The 16,077-nt window shown below is 71.7% G+C and carries 15 protein-coding genes; 9 read left to right on the top strand and 6 right to left on the bottom strand.

What is annotated here, in order from left to right; translation table 11 throughout:
- The first annotated feature begins 185 nt into the window (after nucleotides 1–185).
- A complete protein-coding gene (locus IPK37_07025; protein ID QQS02726.1) occupies nucleotides 186–1,643 on the top strand; it encodes a CCA tRNA nucleotidyltransferase in 1,458 nt (485 codons plus the stop codon).
- Between the two features lie 18 nt (nucleotides 1,644–1,661).
- Here the strand turns inward: IPK37_07025 and IPK37_07020 are convergent, their stop codons facing one another.
- Both IPK37_07020 and IPK37_07015 read right to left on the bottom strand, forming a co-directional pair.
- Nucleotides 1,662–2,249 (bottom strand): DinB family protein, encoded by a 588-nt coding sequence (locus tag IPK37_07020; protein QQS02099.1) that lies wholly within the window; start codon nucleotides 2,247–2,249, stop codon nucleotides 1,662–1,664.
- Between the two features lie 177 nt (nucleotides 2,250–2,426).
- Entirely contained in the window at nucleotides 2,427–3,035 is a 609-nt protein-coding gene (locus IPK37_07015) for a DinB family protein (GenBank protein ID QQS02098.1), read from the bottom strand.
- Nucleotides 3,036–3,096: 61 nt separating this feature from the next.
- Here IPK37_07015 and IPK37_07010 point away from each other — a divergent pair, with 61 nt between their 5' ends.
- Complete coding sequence (locus IPK37_07010; protein QQS02097.1) at nucleotides 3,097–4,074, top strand: YafY family transcriptional regulator; 978 nt, start codon at nucleotides 3,097–3,099, stop codon at nucleotides 4,072–4,074.
- A 66-nt stretch (nucleotides 4,075–4,140) separates the two neighbouring features.
- Here IPK37_07010 and IPK37_07005 read toward each other — a convergent pair whose 3' ends face one another.
- From IPK37_07005 to IPK37_06995, 3 genes are read right to left on the bottom strand one after another with little or no spacing between them, the layout of a single operon-like run.
- Nucleotides 4,141–5,016 carry an ABC transporter permease subunit gene (locus tag IPK37_07005; protein ID QQS02096.1) on the bottom strand — a complete coding sequence of 292 codons (876 nt, stop codon included), beginning with the start codon at nucleotides 5,014–5,016 and terminating at the stop codon, nucleotides 4,141–4,143.
- Nucleotides 5,013–6,137, bottom strand: coding sequence for an ABC transporter ATP-binding protein (locus IPK37_07000; GenBank protein ID QQS02095.1), 1,125 nt, complete (start codon nucleotides 6,135–6,137; stop codon nucleotides 5,013–5,015). The genes IPK37_07005 and IPK37_07000 overlap by 4 nt, the downstream gene beginning before the upstream one ends.
- 2 nt (nucleotides 6,138–6,139) lie before the next feature.
- Nucleotides 6,140–6,823 (bottom strand): TetR family transcriptional regulator, encoded by a 684-nt coding sequence (locus IPK37_06995; GenBank protein QQS02094.1) that lies wholly within the window; start codon nucleotides 6,821–6,823, stop codon nucleotides 6,140–6,142.
- A gap of 261 nt (nucleotides 6,824–7,084) precedes the next feature.
- Here IPK37_06995 and IPK37_06990 point away from each other — a divergent pair, with 261 nt between their 5' ends.
- The gene (locus tag IPK37_06990) at nucleotides 7,085–8,167 is read left to right on the top strand and encodes a CDP-alcohol phosphatidyltransferase family protein (GenBank protein QQS02093.1); all 1,083 of its coding nucleotides are present in this window, start codon (nucleotides 7,085–7,087) and stop codon (nucleotides 8,165–8,167) included.
- A gap of 128 nt (nucleotides 8,168–8,295) precedes the next feature.
- Here IPK37_06990 and IPK37_06985 read toward each other — a convergent pair whose 3' ends face one another.
- Nucleotides 8,296–9,375 (bottom strand): inositol-3-phosphate synthase, encoded by a 1,080-nt coding sequence (locus IPK37_06985; GenBank protein ID QQS02092.1) that lies wholly within the window; start codon nucleotides 9,373–9,375, stop codon nucleotides 8,296–8,298.
- 496 nt (nucleotides 9,376–9,871) lie between these two features.
- Here IPK37_06985 and IPK37_06980 point away from each other — a divergent pair, with 496 nt between their 5' ends.
- The 6 genes from IPK37_06980 (at nucleotide 9,872) to rplI (ending at nucleotide 15,781) form a co-directional block, all read left to right on the top strand.
- Nucleotides 9,872–12,136, top strand: a complete 2,265-nt coding sequence (locus IPK37_06980) for a penicillin-binding protein (protein ID QQS02091.1) — start codon at nucleotides 9,872–9,874, stop codon at nucleotides 12,134–12,136.
- A gap of 22 nt (nucleotides 12,137–12,158) precedes the next feature.
- Nucleotides 12,159–13,721, top strand: coding sequence for a hypothetical protein (locus IPK37_06975; protein ID QQS02090.1), 1,563 nt, complete (start codon nucleotides 12,159–12,161; stop codon nucleotides 13,719–13,721).
- Between the two features lie 340 nt (nucleotides 13,722–14,061).
- A complete protein-coding gene (rpsF, locus tag IPK37_06970; protein ID QQS02725.1) occupies nucleotides 14,062–14,349 on the top strand; it encodes a 30S ribosomal protein S6 in 288 nt (95 codons plus the stop codon).
- 10 nt (nucleotides 14,350–14,359) lie between these two features.
- Complete coding sequence (locus tag IPK37_06965) at nucleotides 14,360–14,995, top strand: single-stranded DNA-binding protein (protein ID QQS02089.1); 636 nt, start codon at nucleotides 14,360–14,362, stop codon at nucleotides 14,993–14,995.
- A 71-nt stretch (nucleotides 14,996–15,066) separates the two neighbouring features.
- Nucleotides 15,067–15,303 (top strand): 30S ribosomal protein S18, encoded by a 237-nt coding sequence (locus IPK37_06960; GenBank protein ID QQS02088.1) that lies wholly within the window; start codon nucleotides 15,067–15,069, stop codon nucleotides 15,301–15,303.
- Nucleotides 15,304–15,337: 34 nt separating this feature from the next.
- The gene (rplI, locus tag IPK37_06955) at nucleotides 15,338–15,781 is read left to right on the top strand and encodes a 50S ribosomal protein L9 (protein QQS02087.1); all 444 of its coding nucleotides are present in this window, start codon (nucleotides 15,338–15,340) and stop codon (nucleotides 15,779–15,781) included.
- Nucleotides 15,782–16,077 lie beyond the last annotated feature (296 nt).

The raw sequence follows: 16,077 nt of genomic DNA, 5'->3' as shown, positions 1-16,077 counted from the left end.
CGACGACGCCGTTCCGCGCGCCCGGCGTACGGGTCCCTGCCGCCGGTGCGCCCGGCCTACAGGTCCCTGCCGCCGCGCGACCGGCGTACGGTCGCTGCCCCGGCGCACCCGACGTCCCCTCGCCGCCGCCGCCCCCTTTAGGCTTGGGGACCGTGCCCGCGCCCACCACCGACGTCGATGCCCTGCTGCGCCAGGCCGTGCGCCGCCTCGCGCCGGTGCTTCCGCTGCTCCAGGAACTCGGCGCGATCTTCGCCGCCGACGGCCACGAGCTGGCCCTCGTCGGCGGGCCGGTGCGGGATGCCTTCCTGGGGCGCACCTCGCTCGACCTCGACCTGACCACCTCCGCGCGGCCGGAGCGGATCGAGGCCCTCACCGCGGGCTGGGCCGACGCGCAGTGGGACGTCGGCCGGGCGTTCGGGACGATCGGGCTGCGCAAGCAGTACGCCGGGGCGGCGCAGACCATCGAGATCACGACGTACCGCGCCGACGCCTACGACCGCACCTCCCGCAAGCCCCTCGTCGAGTTCGGCGACTCGCTGACCGACGACCTGCGCCGCCGCGACTTCACGGTGAACGCGATGGCGCTGCGCCTGCCCGACCTGACGTTCGTCGACCCGCACGACGGCCTCGCGGACCTCGCGGCGAGCCGCCTGCGTACCCCCGGTCCGCCGGAGGTGAGCTTCGCCGACGACCCGCTGCGGATGATGCGGGCCGCGCGGTTCGTGGCCCAGCTGGGGTCGCAGCTCGACCCGGCCGTGCGGGCCGCGATGGAGCAGATGGCCGGGACGCTGGAGATCGTGTCCGCCGAGCGCGTCCGGGACGAGCTGAGCAAGCTGCTCCTCGCCCCCGACCCCACCCCGGGCATCCGGGCGTTCGTGGAGACGGGCCTGGCCGAGCGGGTGGTGCCGGAGCTGCCGGCGCTGCGCCTGGAGATCGACGAGCACCACCGGCACAAGGACGTCTACGAGCACTCCCTGACGGTGCTGGGCCAGGCCATCGCCCTGGAATCGCCCCCGACCGCACCAGAACAGGACGTCCCCGGGCCGGACCTCGTGCTGCGCCTGGCGGCGCTGCTGCACGACATCGGCAAGCCCGCGACCCGGCGGTTCGAGCCCGGCGGCGGCGTGAGCTTCCACCACCACGAGGTCGTCGGCGCGAAGATGACGGCGCGGCGGATGCGGGCGCTGCGGTACGACAAGGACACCATCAAGGCCGTCTCCCGCCTGGTCGAGCTGCACCTGCGGTTCCACGGGTACGGCGCCGGCGAGTGGACCGACTCCGCCGTACGGCGTTATGTCACGGATGCCGGTCCGCTTCTGCCCCGGCTCCACCGGCTGACCCGCGCGGACTGCACGACGCGCAACGCGCGCAAGGCCGCGCGGCTGCAGGCGACGTACGCCGACCTCGAGGCCCGCATCGAGCGCCTGACGGCCGAGGAGGAGCTGGCCAAGGTGCGCCCCGAGCTCGACGGCAACGAGATCGGGGCGATCCTCGGGATTCCGCCGGGCCGGGTGCTCGGCCGCGCGTACCAGCACCTGCTCGCCCTGCGCCTCGACGCCGGACCGGTCGGCAAGGAGGCCGCCGAGGTCGAGCTGCGCCGCTGGTGGGCGGAGCAGCCCGAGTCCCGCACCGGGGCCGAGTAGCCGAGCGAATGCTCCCGGTCAGGCGTCGGCCGGCCGCCAGGGCTGCACGAACTGGTTGCCGGGCATGCCGGCGGCGGCGAAGTGCAGCGACATGGCCTGGGCCCCGTCGATCTGCTCGCGGATGATGTCCGCGTGCCCCGCATGCCGGGCGAGTTCCTCGATGGCGTGGACCATCTGGAAGCGCTCGTACGCCGGGGCGGGGTCCGGCCGGTTGTCCCAGGGGGCGGGCGGCTCGACGGTTTCGGCGCCCGGGTCGGTCCGGCGGACGTCGGCCACGAACTCCGCGGCCGCCCGGTCGAACTCGGCGAGCGTCCCGGCGAGGGTCTCGTCCTCGGTCAGCGCGAAGCTGCCCATGAACGCCTTCGCGTGCTCGGCGAACTGCTCGGGCGTGGGGGGCTCGCCGCCCAGGTCGGCCCGTCGGGCGCGGCCGGCGAGGACGTAGGCCGCGTGCTTGAGCAGCCCCCCGATCGACAGGGCGCTGCGGCAGGGGGTGAGGCGGGCCTGCTCCTCGGTGAGCCCGTACGCGGACTCGCGCAGGCCCTCGATCTGGGTGAGCAGGTAGCCAACGTAGGTCTCGATCTCGTCATGCAGTCCGGGCTGGAACATGGGTGATCCCTCCTGAGGGTGCGGGGCTCTTCGCGGCTTGGTGTCGATGGCGCGCTTGGGCGTTGCCGGGTGTTGGGTATCGACCGCTCACGACCAGCCCTTTGGGTGCCATGGCACCCTTTGTGCTGGTCACGAACGGTCATTCGGACATAACTACAACCGTGGGCAGTGATCGGGTCAGCGGTGCGCGAACAAATCCCGGAGCAGTGCAATCTCGGCGCCGTGGTGGATGAGTTCGCGGTTGATGTGCAGGATCAGGGTGGCGAAGGGCTCGTCGGCGTACGGTCCCTCGGCGGCCCCGCACGGCCTGGCCAGCGCGGCCGCGTCCAGTGCGCGCAGGTGCCCGATCCACGCGTCGTACTGCTCGTCGAGCTGCGCCACGGCCTCCGCCGCGGTCCCGGCGTACGGCCAGCTCATGTAGTCCGCCTCGCCGCCGAAGTGGCTCGCCGTCCGCACGGCCAGCACGCCGACGATGAGGTGCCCGAGTCGCCACGCGATCGTCGTGATCGGGGCGGGCACCGGCTCGGGCCAGGCGAAGTCGATCACCCAGTCGCCGGACCCGCCCTGCAGGCCGCCCGCCTCGGCGGGGACCGGGCCGGGTTCGCCGCGACGCCGTACGGTCCAGGATCCCGGGGCGGGCTCCCAGAAGTACTCGGCGTCGGTCAGCCCCTCCAGCCGCGGCCGGAGCTGCTGCCGCCAGTGCCAGTCGATCTGCTCCACCAGCTCGTGGGTCCAGTCCGGCCCGGGGCCGGTGGGCTGGGGGTTCGTGCTCGGTGTTTGCGTCATGCCGGTACCCTCCCGAGCATTCAGGACAGTTTCGGTCCGCTGGCTCTGCGACGCTGGTGGCATGGCCGAGACCACCCAGCGCGTGCTGCGCCTGCTGTCGCTGTTCGAGTCGCGAGCGGTGTGGGGCGGCCCGGAACTGGCCGAGCGCCTCGGGGTGACGGAGCGGACCGTACGTCGCGACGTCGACCGACTCCGTGACCTGGGCTATCCGGTGGACGCCGAGCGCGGCGCCGGCGGCGGCTATCGGCTCGGCGCCGGACGGCGGCTGCCGCCGCTGCTCCTCGATGACGACGAGGCCGTGGCCGTGGCGGTCAGCCTGCGGCTCGCGGCCACCGGCAGCGTCGCGGCGCTCGCGGAACCGGCCATGCGGACCATGACGAAGCTGGATCAGGTCCTGCCGCCGCGGCTGCGCGGCGAGGTCGCGGCCGTCGCCGAGGCGACCGTGGCGTTGCCGGGGATGGCCGCGCCGGTGGATGCCGACGTGTTGATGACGCTCGCGCGGGCGGCGCGGGATCGGGTGCGGGTGCGGTTCGGGTACGCCGCGCGCGGCGGCACCGACACCTCCCGGGACGTCGAGCCGTATCGGTTGGTCACGACGGGACGCCGCTGGTACCTCCTCGCCTACGACCCCGCCCGCGCCGACTGGCGGACGTTCCGGCTCGACCGGATGGCGCAGGTCACGGCGAGCACCTTCCGGTTCGCCGCCCGACCCGCCCCCGACGCGGCGACCTTCGTGCGCGACGCGGTCACCAAGGCGCCGTACGCGCATCTCGTGACGGTCCGGTACGACGCCCCGGAGGCCGCCGTCCGCGACCGGATCTCGGCGACCGTCGGCCAGGTGCGGGGACTCGACCCGCGGCCGCACGACGACGGCTTCCGCACCGAGGTCGAGGTCGGCGCGGACTCATTCGACGGGTTGGCCTGGCACCTGTTGACCGTGGCCGTCGATCTGGGGGCGCGACTTCGGGTGGTGGCGCCGCCGGAGTTCGCGCAGGTGGTGGCCGATTACCCGGCGCGCCTGGCCGCCCGGCTGGCTTAACCGTTCCGTGCGACCCGTGCCGTGGCGACCCGGTGCCTGCGGCTCTTGACGGGTCATCCAGACCTGTCACGCACGGAGGTCGCGCCGCGCGAACCCCAGATAGGACGCCGAGACCAGCACGACGCACGCCGTCCCCAGCGCCGCAAGGCCACCCGCGTCGAGCCCGGTGTGCAGCGGGACCTCCCCGTACGCCCAGTGGAACGGCGAAAGCCCCGGCACCCAGTCGGCCAGCTTGGCGCCCATCGTGTGCGCGAACCAGCCCAGCACGCCGACGATCGAGGCCGCCGCCAGCGCCCACGCGCGCCGCCCCGTGACGGCGCCCACCGCGAAGGCGACCAGCGCGTGGGTCAGCACCAGCATGCCGAGCGCCGCGCCCTCGGCCATGAGCCCCGCGGCGGTCAGCTGCAGCTCGGACGGCCCGTTCAGCGCCGCGACCACCACGATGACCAGCGCGGTCATGGCGGCCACGATGGTCACCAGCGCGGCCAGCCGGGCGGTCAGCACCGCCCGCCGTGTCGTGGCGTGTGCCAGGGTCAGCTCCAACGCGCCCGCTTCCTCGTCGCCGGCGATCATGCGTGCGCCCTGCCCGATGCCCAGCACCAGGAGCAGCAGCAGCAGCAGCCCGAGCATCCCGAACACCATCTGGTGGGCGTACCCCCACCCCGTCGACGTCGTCGCGATGTCCATCCCGAACCCGTCGAGCATGTCCTTCGGCATCGCCTCGAGCTTGTCCCCGAGCAGCCCCGTGTCGCGCATCGACGGGAACAGCGGCAGGTAGAGCAGGCACACCGCGACGATCCCGCCGGCCCAGCCGAGGAGAGCCCGGCGCGCGTCGCCGAGCCACCTGGCGTAGACCGGACCGACGTTCGCCGCCGCACGCTTTGCCTGGGTCGGCGCGGGCGCGCGGGTGTCGGGCCGCAGCGGTGCCGTCCTGGTGCTCATCGGGTCGCCTCCGGGGGTAGGTCGTTCATCGGTACGCCGTTCGTCGGTGCGTCGTTCGTGCGTCCGCCGGCTCCCGGTGTGCCCGGCGGCGGTACGTCGTGCTCCACGGGGCGCGACTGGGGCGCGCCGGGGTTCGAGCTGTAGAGCCGCATCACGGCCTCCTCCAGATCCGGCCGTTCGCCGTCGAGGTCCAACACCCTGTGCCGGGCGGCGGCCTTGACGACGGCGTCGACGGCGCCGGGTGCGGACCCATCGAGGGTCACGCTCAGCCGCGTCGCCGAGCGCCCGTCGAGTCGCTCCGCCCGAGCGTCGGCCGCACGGACGCCCGGTATGGCCAGGAACTCCGCCTTCACCGAGGCCGCGTCGGGGTGGGCCACCAGTACGCGCACGCCCAACCCGAGGCTGGCCCGAAGGTCGGCGACGCGCGCCGTGCGGACCACCTCGCCGAGGCGCAGCACGGAGACGCGGTCGGCGGCCTGTTCGATCTCGGAGAGGACGTGGCTGGAGAGGAACACGGTCTGTCCGGCGGCACTGGCCTCGCGCACCATGGCGAGGAACTTGGCCTGCACGAGGGGGTCGAGACCGGAGGTGGGTTCGTCGAGAATGAGCACCTCGGGCCGGTGCTGGAACGCCTGGACCAGGCCGACCTTCTGTTTGTTGCCCTTGGAGAGGCCACGCACCTGCCGGCCGGGGTCCAGACCGAGCCGCTCGGCGAGCGGCCGCCAGCTCGAGTCGCCCGGGTGGTGCGCGCGGCCCGCGCGGCTTGCGCGGCCCGCAGGGGTCGAGGCGGGGCCGCCGCTGACGTGGGACATCCGCGCGTAGTGGTCCAGCAACGTCGCCACGTCGTACCGGCCGTCGAGCCGCAACTCCCCCGGCAGGTACCCGATCCGCGCGCGCAACCCGGCCCCGCCGACGCGGGGATCCTCGCCGAGCACGCGGACGCTCCCGGCGGTCGGGCGCAGGATGTCCAGGAGGATCCGCATGGTCGTGGTCTTGCCGGCGCCGTTGGGGCCGATGAAGCCATACACCTCTCCGGGCTCGACCCGCAGGTCGATGCCGCGCAGGGCCACGTGCTGGCCGTAGTTCTTCCGCAACCCCGCGACCTCGATGGCAGCGGTCATGATCACTCCTCCGAAGTGGTGTTGCCCGGGTCGTTCCGCCCAGGTGCGGCGCCCTCCGGCGGGGATCCGGACCCCTCCGGCTCGGGGGCGAAGTCGAGCGGCCGCGTGAGCATGCCGTGGGTGTAGAGGTCGAGGGTGTACGCCGCGAAGCGCGCGTACACGGCGTCGTCGAGCAGGCTGTCCCCGCCGAGTGAGCGGGCCAGGAGGCCCTCGAGCTGCATAAGGCCGAGACCGATGGCCGTGCAGATGGCGGCGCGCGCGTGTGCGTCGGGGTAAGGGCGGACGGTTCCGGCGGCCTCGCCGATGGCGAGGTAGTCCGTCACGTCGGCCACGAACTGGTCGAAGAACGTGGCGCCCAAGGACCCCGGCTCGACCAGCGCTCGCTGCAGGTAGCGGTAGAGGGGTACGAACTCGGGGTGGTCGCGCAGGTATTCGCTCCTCGTCGGGAGGATCGCGCCGCCGAAGACGGCGGCCTTCTCGCGGTGCAGCCAGTCGAGCACGTAGACGTCGCAGGCGGCCTTGAGCGCGTCCTTACTGCCGAAGTGATGGATCACGAGTCCGGCGGACACCCCGGCCCGCGCGGCGACGGACCGCACCGTGGCCCGCGCGAAACCCACCGAAGCGAACTCGCTCACCGCCGCGTCGCGGATCCGCGCTCGGGCCGTCAGGTCCTGTGTTGAACTCACGTTCAATAGATTAAACAGATGTTTAGTCGGTCGTCAATGCCTCCTCCTGGCGAGGCGGCAAAGAGACGTCCAGCCCCGTGAGTCGCGAAGCGTCCCAGGGCAGGTGAGCTGAACAGGAGACTCGCCGCTGCGGTGCCAAAGTTGCGGCGCGGGCTCGACCTATAGTCGACCGCAAACCCGCCGCGACAGGGGACGTCACCGGGGCGGGACCTGGCGATCTGACGGGCCTGTTGCGGCCGGCCCGTGCACCGAGGAGGTGCCATGGCGAAGGACTCCGCGGGTTCGGTGGTGGACCGGCCTGCCGTTCTGACCGAAGAGCCCATCCCCGTCGACTCACCTGAGGCCACCCAGACCGCCGGCGCCGCTGGTGCCGTTGCCGCAACAGGTGCCCTGGCCACCGCCGCGACCCCGGAGCCGACCGCCGACGCGGCGGCGGGGGCTCAGGCCGCCCGGCCCACCCGCACAAGCCCACCGGATCGGGCGGGCGGTCACGCACCCACTGGCATGCGTGCTGCCTTCAGCAAGCGGACCCACCGAGCTGCTTCGGCGCCCCCGCGCAGGGCACCCGCCCCGACGTCGGCCCAGCCCTCGGCCACCCCCGCCTCGGGTGTCGTGGCGCGGGGGTTCGTCGACCAGTACCGCGACAACGTGACCTCCCTGGGCGCCGCGCAACTCAGCGGCGTCGGCGTCCCGCCCTACACGCGCTTCGTCGCCCGTCCTCTCGGGCGCCGCCTCGCCGCGATGGCCGCGATCCTGCGCCTGACCCCGAACGGCGTGACGGCCCTCAGCCTCCTGTGGTGGGCCCTGGGGCTGGCGTTGCTGTGCCTGGCCGAGCCCAGCACCTGGGTCGGCGTCGCGGTGGCGGTCGTGCTCCTCGTGGGCGACGCGCTGGACTCCGCGGACGGCCAACTCGCCCGCCTGGCGCGGCGGGACGGCCCCGTGGGTGCGTGGGTCGATCGGCTGGCCGATCAGCTGCGCAGCGTGACCGTGCATCTCGCGGTGCTGATCTGGCTCTACCGGTACGCCGAGCTCGGCACGCCGCTGCCGTACCTGCTCCCGTTGGGCTGGATCATCGTCGGCACCGCGATGGCCACCGGCCAGGTCCGCAGGCACGGGCATTCGACGGCCGCCTCCGACCCTGCGACGCGGCACGGCGGCCTGCGCGCCCTGGCCCTGCTTCCCACCGAGACCGGTCTGCTCTGCCTGGCGTTCGTGCTGATCGGGACCCCGTCGTCGGTCCTGTGGGTCTATGGGGTGCTCCTGGCGCTGAACGCGCTCGTCGCGCTGGTGGCGCTGCGTCGGCGCTACGTCGAGCTGCGGCGCGAAACCCGCCGCGCTGGCTGAGCAACGCACAAACCGCTACCACATCAGCCTCTCGACCGATCGACAAAACCCGCTGAGCTGCGGCTTCGCCGAATGGTCGGGTCGATGTGGTAGCGGTTTGTGCGTCGGTGACGCCTACCCAGCCTCGCTCAGCAGGGGACCTCTTCGCGGATGAACGCCTCGACCTGGGCGCGGCCGATGTCGTCGGGCCGCTGCTCGGGCGGGGACTTCATCAGGTACGCCGCCGGCGACAGCAGCGGCCCGCCGATGCCGCGGTCCAGGCCCAGCTTGGCCGCGCGGATCGCGTCGATGATGATGCCGGCGGAGTTGGGGGAGTCCCAGACCTCGAGCTTGTACTCCAGGTTCAACGGCACGTCCCCGAACGCCCGGCCCTCGAGGCGCACATACGCCCACTTGCGGTCGTCGAGCCATTGCACGTAGTCGCTCGGCCCGATGTGCACGTCGCGCGAGGCCATCTCGTGCGAGACGTTGCTGGTCACGGCCTGGGTCTTGGAGATCTTCTTGGACTCCAGCCGGTCCCGCTCGAGCATGTTCTTGAAGTCCATGTTGCCGCCGACGTTGAGCTGGTACGTCCGGTCCAGCACCACGCCTCGCTCCTCGAACAGCCGGGCCATGACGCGGTGCGTGATGGTGGCGCCCACCTGGGACTTGATGTCGTCGCCGATGATCGGCACCCCGGCCGCGCGGAACTTCTCCGCCCATACCGGGTCGCTCGCGATGAACACGGGCAGCGCGTTGACGAACGCCACGCCCGCCTCGATCGCGCACTGTGCGTAGAACTTGTCCGCGCTCTCGCTGCCCACCGGCAGGTAGCTGACCAGCACGTCCGCCTCGACCTCGCGCAGCGCGGCGACGACGTCGACGGCGGAGGCGGGGGACTCCTCGATCGTCTGCCGGTAGTACTTGCCCAGCCCGTCCAGCGTCGGCCCCCGCTGCACGGTCACCCCGAGCTCGGGGACGTCGCAGATCCGGATCGTGTTGTTCTCGCTGGCGGTGATGGCCTTGGACAGGTCGGTGCCGACCTTCTTCGCGTCCACGTCGAAGGCCGCGACGAACTCGATGTCACGCACGTGGTACCCGCCGAATTCGACGTGCATCAGCCCCGGCACGCTGCCGGCCGGGTCGGCGTCCCGGTAGTAGTGCACGCCCTGGATGAGCGAGCTGGCGCAGTTGCCGACGCCGGCGATGGCGACACGGATCGGTGACATGGGGGGCCTTCCTGACGAGGTGATCGGGGCGGTGCGCGGCGACGTCGTACGGCGCGCCGGCGGGTTCACCCGGCGTTCGTACGGCGAGCCCCGACGCGGCGGTCGGGACCGCGCACCGACCCGAGCAATCTAGATGACAAACCCACCGTTTGTCATCCCTGCCCGCGGCGCGGCGCCATGGCCGAGTTATCCACAGCCCGACCGTTCACGACCTGCTCTTTTGGTGCCATGGCACCCTTTGCGCAGGTCACGAACGGTCGTCTGGGCGGGAATCACTCCTCAGCCAGGCCGAGCCCGCCCAGCGCCGCGCCCGCAGGGACCCTCGCTGAGCACTTCGCCAGGTTTTGACTCTGGACGGACGTTCAGCGCGTGTCCAGGACTCACCCGGGCAGGTATCGGGTCGGTGTGTCGTCATACTGGGAAGAACGTCCACGTACGCCGTCGCCGCAGCCCACACGCCAGCGCGCCACGACGTACCGAACGGAAGAAGCAACGCGTGAGCCAATCGAGCGGCAGCGGGTCGGGCGCGGGAGGTGGGTCCGCGGGGCGCGGGCCGGCGGCCCGCGGCGGGGGATCGTACGGCGGGGGCGCCGGCGCTCGCCCCGGCGGGGCGACCCAGACCCTCCAGGTGACGCCGAAGCGCCGTCGCCGATTCCCTTGGAAGGGCACGCTGCTCACCCTGCTAGCGCTGTTCCTGGTCGGGATCGGCCTGGCAGGGTTGGCCTATTCGATGGTCGACATCCCGAGCCCCAACGAGATGGCGAACGCCCAGGCCTCGGTCGTCTACTACGCCGACGGCAAGACCGAGATGACCCGGATCGCCGGGGCCGGCAGCAACCGCGAGTCCGTGCCGATCACCAAGATCCCCACCAAGACGCGGCAGGCGGTCCTCGCCGCCGAGGACCGCGACTTCTACGAGAACCCGGGCATTTCGGTCACGGGTCTCGGCCGGGCGGTCTGGGGCGCGATGCGCGGCGAGAACGCGGGCGGCGGATCGACAATCACGCAGCAGTACGTCAAGAACTACTTCCTCACCAGCGACCAGACCCTGACCCGCAAGGGCAAGGAGATCATCATCGCGGTGAAGATCGACCGGGAGCAGTCCAAGGACGAGATCCTGCAGAACTACCTCAACACGATCTACTACGGCCGCAATGCCTACGGCATCCAGATGGCGAGCAAGGCCTACTTCGACAAGGACGCCGCCCAGCTCGACGTCCCGCAGTCGGCGTTCCTCGCCGCGGTCATCAACGAGCCGAGCACGCTGGACCCGGGCAACGGCCCGGCCGCGCTGGCCAAGGCGACGGATCGCTGGAACTACGTGCTCGACGGCATGCTCGGCAAGGGTTGGCTCACCCCGGACGAGCGCAAGGCCATGAAGTTCCCGGCGGTGCAGAAGTACAAGGAGGCGCAGATCCTCGGCGGCACCGACGGCTACCTTGTCGACGTCATCAAGGGCGAGATGGCCGAGCGGGGCATCAAGGGCGAGGACATCCAGCGCAACGGCCTGCGGATCACCACGACGATCGACAAGGCCACCCAGGCCGAGCTGGTCAAGGCGGTCAACGACAACAAGCCCACCGAGGGCAGGGCCGCCGGCGTGAAGATCGGCGCGGTCGCCATCAAGCCGAAGGACGGTGCGATCCTGGGCCTCTACGGGGGCGCCGACTTCGCCAAGGAGCAGTTCAACTACGCGACCCAGGGGCACATGCAGGCGGGCTCGACCATGAAGGGCTTCGCCACGCTAGCCCTGCTGCAGAAGGGCATCAGCACCAAGACGTCGTTCGATTCGAGCACGCCGTACCGTCCGCCGGGCACCACCGACACCATCCGCAACTGGGACGAGGCGGGGCACGGCATGGTCACGGTGCCGCAGATGCTGGCCGGCTCGATCAACACGGCCTTCGTGCGGCTGAACGAGAAGGTCGGGCCGGAGAGCACGATGAAGGCGGCCATCGCGGCGGGCATCTCGCCGGCGGACGGCGAGGCGCCGGCGAACACCCCGGGCCTGGAACCCAACGTCGCGAATGTGCTGGGCAGCGCAGCGGTCCGCCCGATCGACATGGCCAACGCCTACGCCACGATCGCGGGGGAGGGGCAGCGCGCCAAGCCGTACATCGTCAAGCAGGTCAAGACCGGCGCCCCGGACGACCGCGTGCTGTTCGAGGGCGGCCCGGACCTCACGAAGGCCTTCGAGAAGGACGTCGCCGCGGACGCGACCGACGCGCTGCGGGCCGTGACGCGGTACGGCGGGACGGGGTCGGGGGCCTCCGCAGTCGGCCGGCCGGTCGCGGGCAAGACGGGTACGTCGAACGAGAGCAAGTCCGCCTGGTTCGTGGGGTTCACCCCGCAGGTGTCGATCTCCGTGGGCATGTACCTGCCCGACGCCAAGGGCGAGCCGCAGTCGATGAACGGCCTGTGGGGGCTGGAATCCGGCCAGCTCCCCGTCGACGTGTGGGTGGACTTCGCCAGGTCCTACCTGGACGGCAAAGACGTCGTGGACTTCCCGCAGCGCGTCGGCATCGGCGACGACAAGGTGTGGACGCCGCCGCCCCCGCCGCCGCCATCGAAGAAGTCGACGACAACGAAGCCGTCGACGACCACAACGACCGAGGAGCCGGACCCGGACGAAGAGGAAGAGCCCGCGCCCACACCCACCCGGCGTGGCTCGACGCCCTCGCGGTCGGGGGCCGGCTTGCCAAGCGTCCCGGCGGCGCCGGGGGATACTGGCGGCGATGAGGCAGTATTCCGGACCGGCTGAGCGCCGGGGATAGGCGAACCGGATGACCAGCGTGCGCGACGTGGAGGTGCCCACGTCCGACCCGGTGGCGCGGGCGGCCACGGTGGCCTTCGGGGGGCCGCTCGGTCGGTGCGCCCGGGTGCCCGGCGGCGCGCTGCCTTGGCAGCCGGCCGCTGCGGTGCTCACGTTCGTCGCCTCGGTCCTGGTGGCGCTCGGCACGCTGCAGAAGGGCTACTGCACCGCGAACGGCTGGGGCGTCCCGGAGGTCTTCTGGCGAGGCTGCTATTCGGACCTGCCCTACCTGTTCTCCTCGACCCCGCTCGCGGAGGCCGGCTACCCCTACCCGGCCGGCGGCGCGGGCCTCGCGCAGCCGCCGCTCACCGGGGCGCTCATGTGGGCGTTGGCGGCGATCGTGCCGGACGGTACGCCGTTCGAGCGGCAGCGGTTCTTTGTGCTCGCCTGGGCCGTCGTGCTGGTGCTGATCCTCGCGGTGCTGGTCACGGTGACGGCGCGCAGCGCCCGCCGGGATCCGTGGCGGGCCGCGCACGTCGCGGCGAGCCCTTTGCTGGTGACGACCGCGTTGGTGTCGCCGGACCTGTTCGGGGTGATGCTCGCGTCGTACGGACTCTTCCTGTGGTCCCGCAGCCGCCCCGAACTGGCGGGGGTGCTGTTCGGGCTGGCGATCGCGGCGCGCACCTACCCCGTCCTGCTCGTCCTGGTCGTGGGGCTGCTCGCGGTGCGGGCCGGGCGGTGGCGGGCGTGGGCGGCGATGGCGGGGACGGCCCTGCTGACGTACGTCGGGACTCTGCTGGCGATCTACCTCGTGGGCGTCGCGTCCGGGGGCGCCCATGGGTTGGGCGGCCTGTCCGGGCTGGTGGCGCCGTACCGGCAGTGGGCCTCGGCGGGCCCCGACTACGGCTCGCTGTGGTACCTGCCGCGGGTCCTGGACGTCACGGTCTCCCCCGAGGTGGCGGTTTCGCTCGCCGTGTCGGGGTGGGTCCTGGCGCTGGGGCTCGGCGGGGCGGTCGCGCTGTCCGCGCCGCGCCGGCCGACGATCGCCGAGGTGGCGCTGATCGTGGTCGGGGTCGTGCTCATGACCGGTCGGTCGCTGCCGGTGCAGGCCTCGCTGTGGCTGATCCCGCTGGTGGCGCTGGCCGGGCTGCGCTGGCGCGACCACCTGGTCTGGGCGTCCGGCGAGCTGCTGTACTTCGTCGCCATCTGGCTCTATCTCGGCGGCACGTCGGACCCGAGCCGCGGCCTGCCGTTGCCGTGGCTCGCGGTGTTCTCGGTGGCGCGGCTGGCCGGGATCGGCTGGCTGGTGGTGGCGGCATGGCGAAAAGCCGTACGGCGGGTGCCGGCCCCCGACCCCGACGTCGAGCCGCCGTGGGGCGCTCCGCTGTCGGTGGAGCCCGGTGCCTCGCCCGCCCACGACGTACCGCCTGAGCTCGATGTACCGTCCGAGTCGGTGACCACCCGCATCCCCGTACCCGGCGAGGCGAAGGCGACCGCGGCGGATGACCTGGTCCTCGATCCGTCGCTGGAGCCGGACGAGCTGGCGGGCCCGATGGCCGGCCGACCGGACGCGGTGACGATGGCCCTGCGCTAGCACCCAGCCGAGCGCCGCCCGCACGCGGATGGCGTCGCCCGTCACCACAGGCCCCCTCACCACCACCAAAACCGCAACCATGGTGATGGATGACGTCAACGACCCCGCCACCACGGTGATGGATAACGTCACGTGGGGACCCCGGCTGGTAACAGCGCCGCGGCCTGGAGGCACGGCGATTCGGCCCCGCGCCGGACCGGCGGGTACCCTTTGACGGTTGGCCCGTGCCGAACTGCCCGCGCAAGCGTGCGCCGGGGCGCGAGGTGCGGGTCCGACGCTGCTAACCCTCCTGTCACGGAGAGACCGTGACCGCCTAGACCAGAGGAGGTGGGTGTTCCGCATGCGTCAGTACGAGATGATGATCATCGTCGACCCTGAGGTCGACGACCGCCAGGTTCCCGCCACGTTGGAGCGATTCCTTTCCGTCGTGAAGAACGACAAGGGATCCGTGGACAACGTCGAGGTGTGGGGTCGGCGCCGGATGGCCTACGACATCAAGAAGCGCTCCGAGGGTGTGTATGTCGTGGTGAACTTCACCGCCGAGCCGGCGACCGCCAAGGAGATGGACCGCCAGCTGGGTCTGTCCGAGGCGATCCTGCGCACGAAGCTGCTGCGGCCGGGCGCCTGAGGAGGCTGAGATGGCCGGCGACACCACGATCACGATCATCGGGAATTTGACGGGTGATCCGGAGTTGCGGTTCACCCCCAGCGGGGCGGCGGTGGCGAACTTCACGGTCGCGTCGACGCCGCGCACGTTCGACCGCCAAAGCAATGAGTGGAAGGACGGCGAGACGCTGTTCATGCGGTGTTCGATCTGGCGCGACGCTGCGGAGAACGTGGCCGAGTCGTTGGTGCGGGGCACGCGCGTGATCGTGTCGGGCCGGTTGAAGTCGCGTTCCTATGAGACCAAAGAGGGCGAGAAGCGCACCGTCATCGAGATGGAGGTCGACGAGGTCGGCCCCTCGCTGCGGTACGCCTCGGCCAAGGTCACCAAGACCCAGCGCGGCGGCGGTGGCGGCGGCTTCGGCGGCCAGGGCGGTGGCGGCCAGCAGGGCGGCTACGGCGGCGGTTTCGGTGGCGGTCAGCAGGGCGGCGGTGGGTACGGCGGGGGCCAGCCGGCGTCAGACCCGTGGGCCACCGGGCCTTCCGGCGGCGGGGGCGGCACCGGTGGTGGTGGCGGCCAAGGCGGGGGCCAGCACGGTGGCGGCCAGCAGGGCGGTCAGGGTGCTGGTGGCTGGGGCAACGGTCCCAGCTACGACGAGCCGCCGTTCTAATTCATCTATTTCCAGAACTTCCATCCCGGGGGTGAGACCCCGGGCTCTCAAGGACAAAGGAGAGCACCACGATGGCCAAGCCCGTTGTGCGTAAGCCGAAGAAGAAGGCGAACCCGTTGAAGGTCGCCAAGATCGAGAACATTGACTACAAGGACACCACGCTGCTGCGCAAGTTCATCTCGGACCGGGGCAAGATTCGTGCCCGTCGGGTGACCGGGGTATCGGTTCAGGAGCAGCGGTTGATCGCCAAGGCGGTCAAGAACGCCCGCGAGATGGCGCTGTTGCCGTACTCGAGCTCGGCCCGCTGAGCCGGCGTCGAAGCGACGAGGAGGAGGAACACAGATGAAGCTCATCTTGACGCACGAGGTGTCCGGTCTGGGCGCGGCGGGTGACGTGGTGGAGGTCAAGGACGGGTACGCCCGCAACTTCCTGCTGCCGCGCTCCCTGGCCACGCCGTGGACCAAGGGCGGTCAGAAGCAGGTCGACTCGATCCGCAAGGGTCGGGAGACGCGGGCCGTGAAGAGCCTGGACGCGGCCAAGGACCTGCGCGGACAGCTGGAGGCGCGGGTGCTGACGATCAAGGCCCGCTCCGGTGCCAGCGGCCGGCTGTTCGGGGCCGTCAGCCAGGCCGATGTCGCTGACGCGGCGGCGGCCGAGGGGCTGAAGATCGACAAGCGGACCATCGAGTTCGCGACGCCGGTGCGTTCGCTCGGCGACGCCACGGCCACGGTGCGGCTCCACCCGGAGATCACCGCGAACCTGAAGCTGCAGGTCACGCAGGCCTGACGCACAGACCCACGCGGCACACGACGGCGGGGGGAACGGCCTGACGGCCGTTCCCCCCGCCGTCGTCGTCCGTCCACTCTGGTCGCCCGCCGCGACGTCCCGGCGGCGCGTCGCCGACCCGCGTTGTCTAAATGGTGATAACAGCGAATCCCGCTATGTGAAATCTTCACCGGCCGCTCGGCCGAGCGAGCGGGTCTCGCCACGACCTCGTCTTTCGTCGCGAGGCGTCGTCCCCGCGGCACCCATGGGGAGGGCTGGAAGGGCCCTGCGGCCCGGAGCCAAGATGCGTTTCGGAG

It is taken from the genome of Austwickia sp., assembly GCA_016699675.1.
Lineage (GTDB): Bacteria > Actinomycetota > Actinomycetes > Actinomycetales > Dermatophilaceae > Austwickia.
The sequence above is the reverse complement of the archived record's forward strand: the minus strand, read 5'-3'. Positions and strand labels throughout refer to the sequence as shown.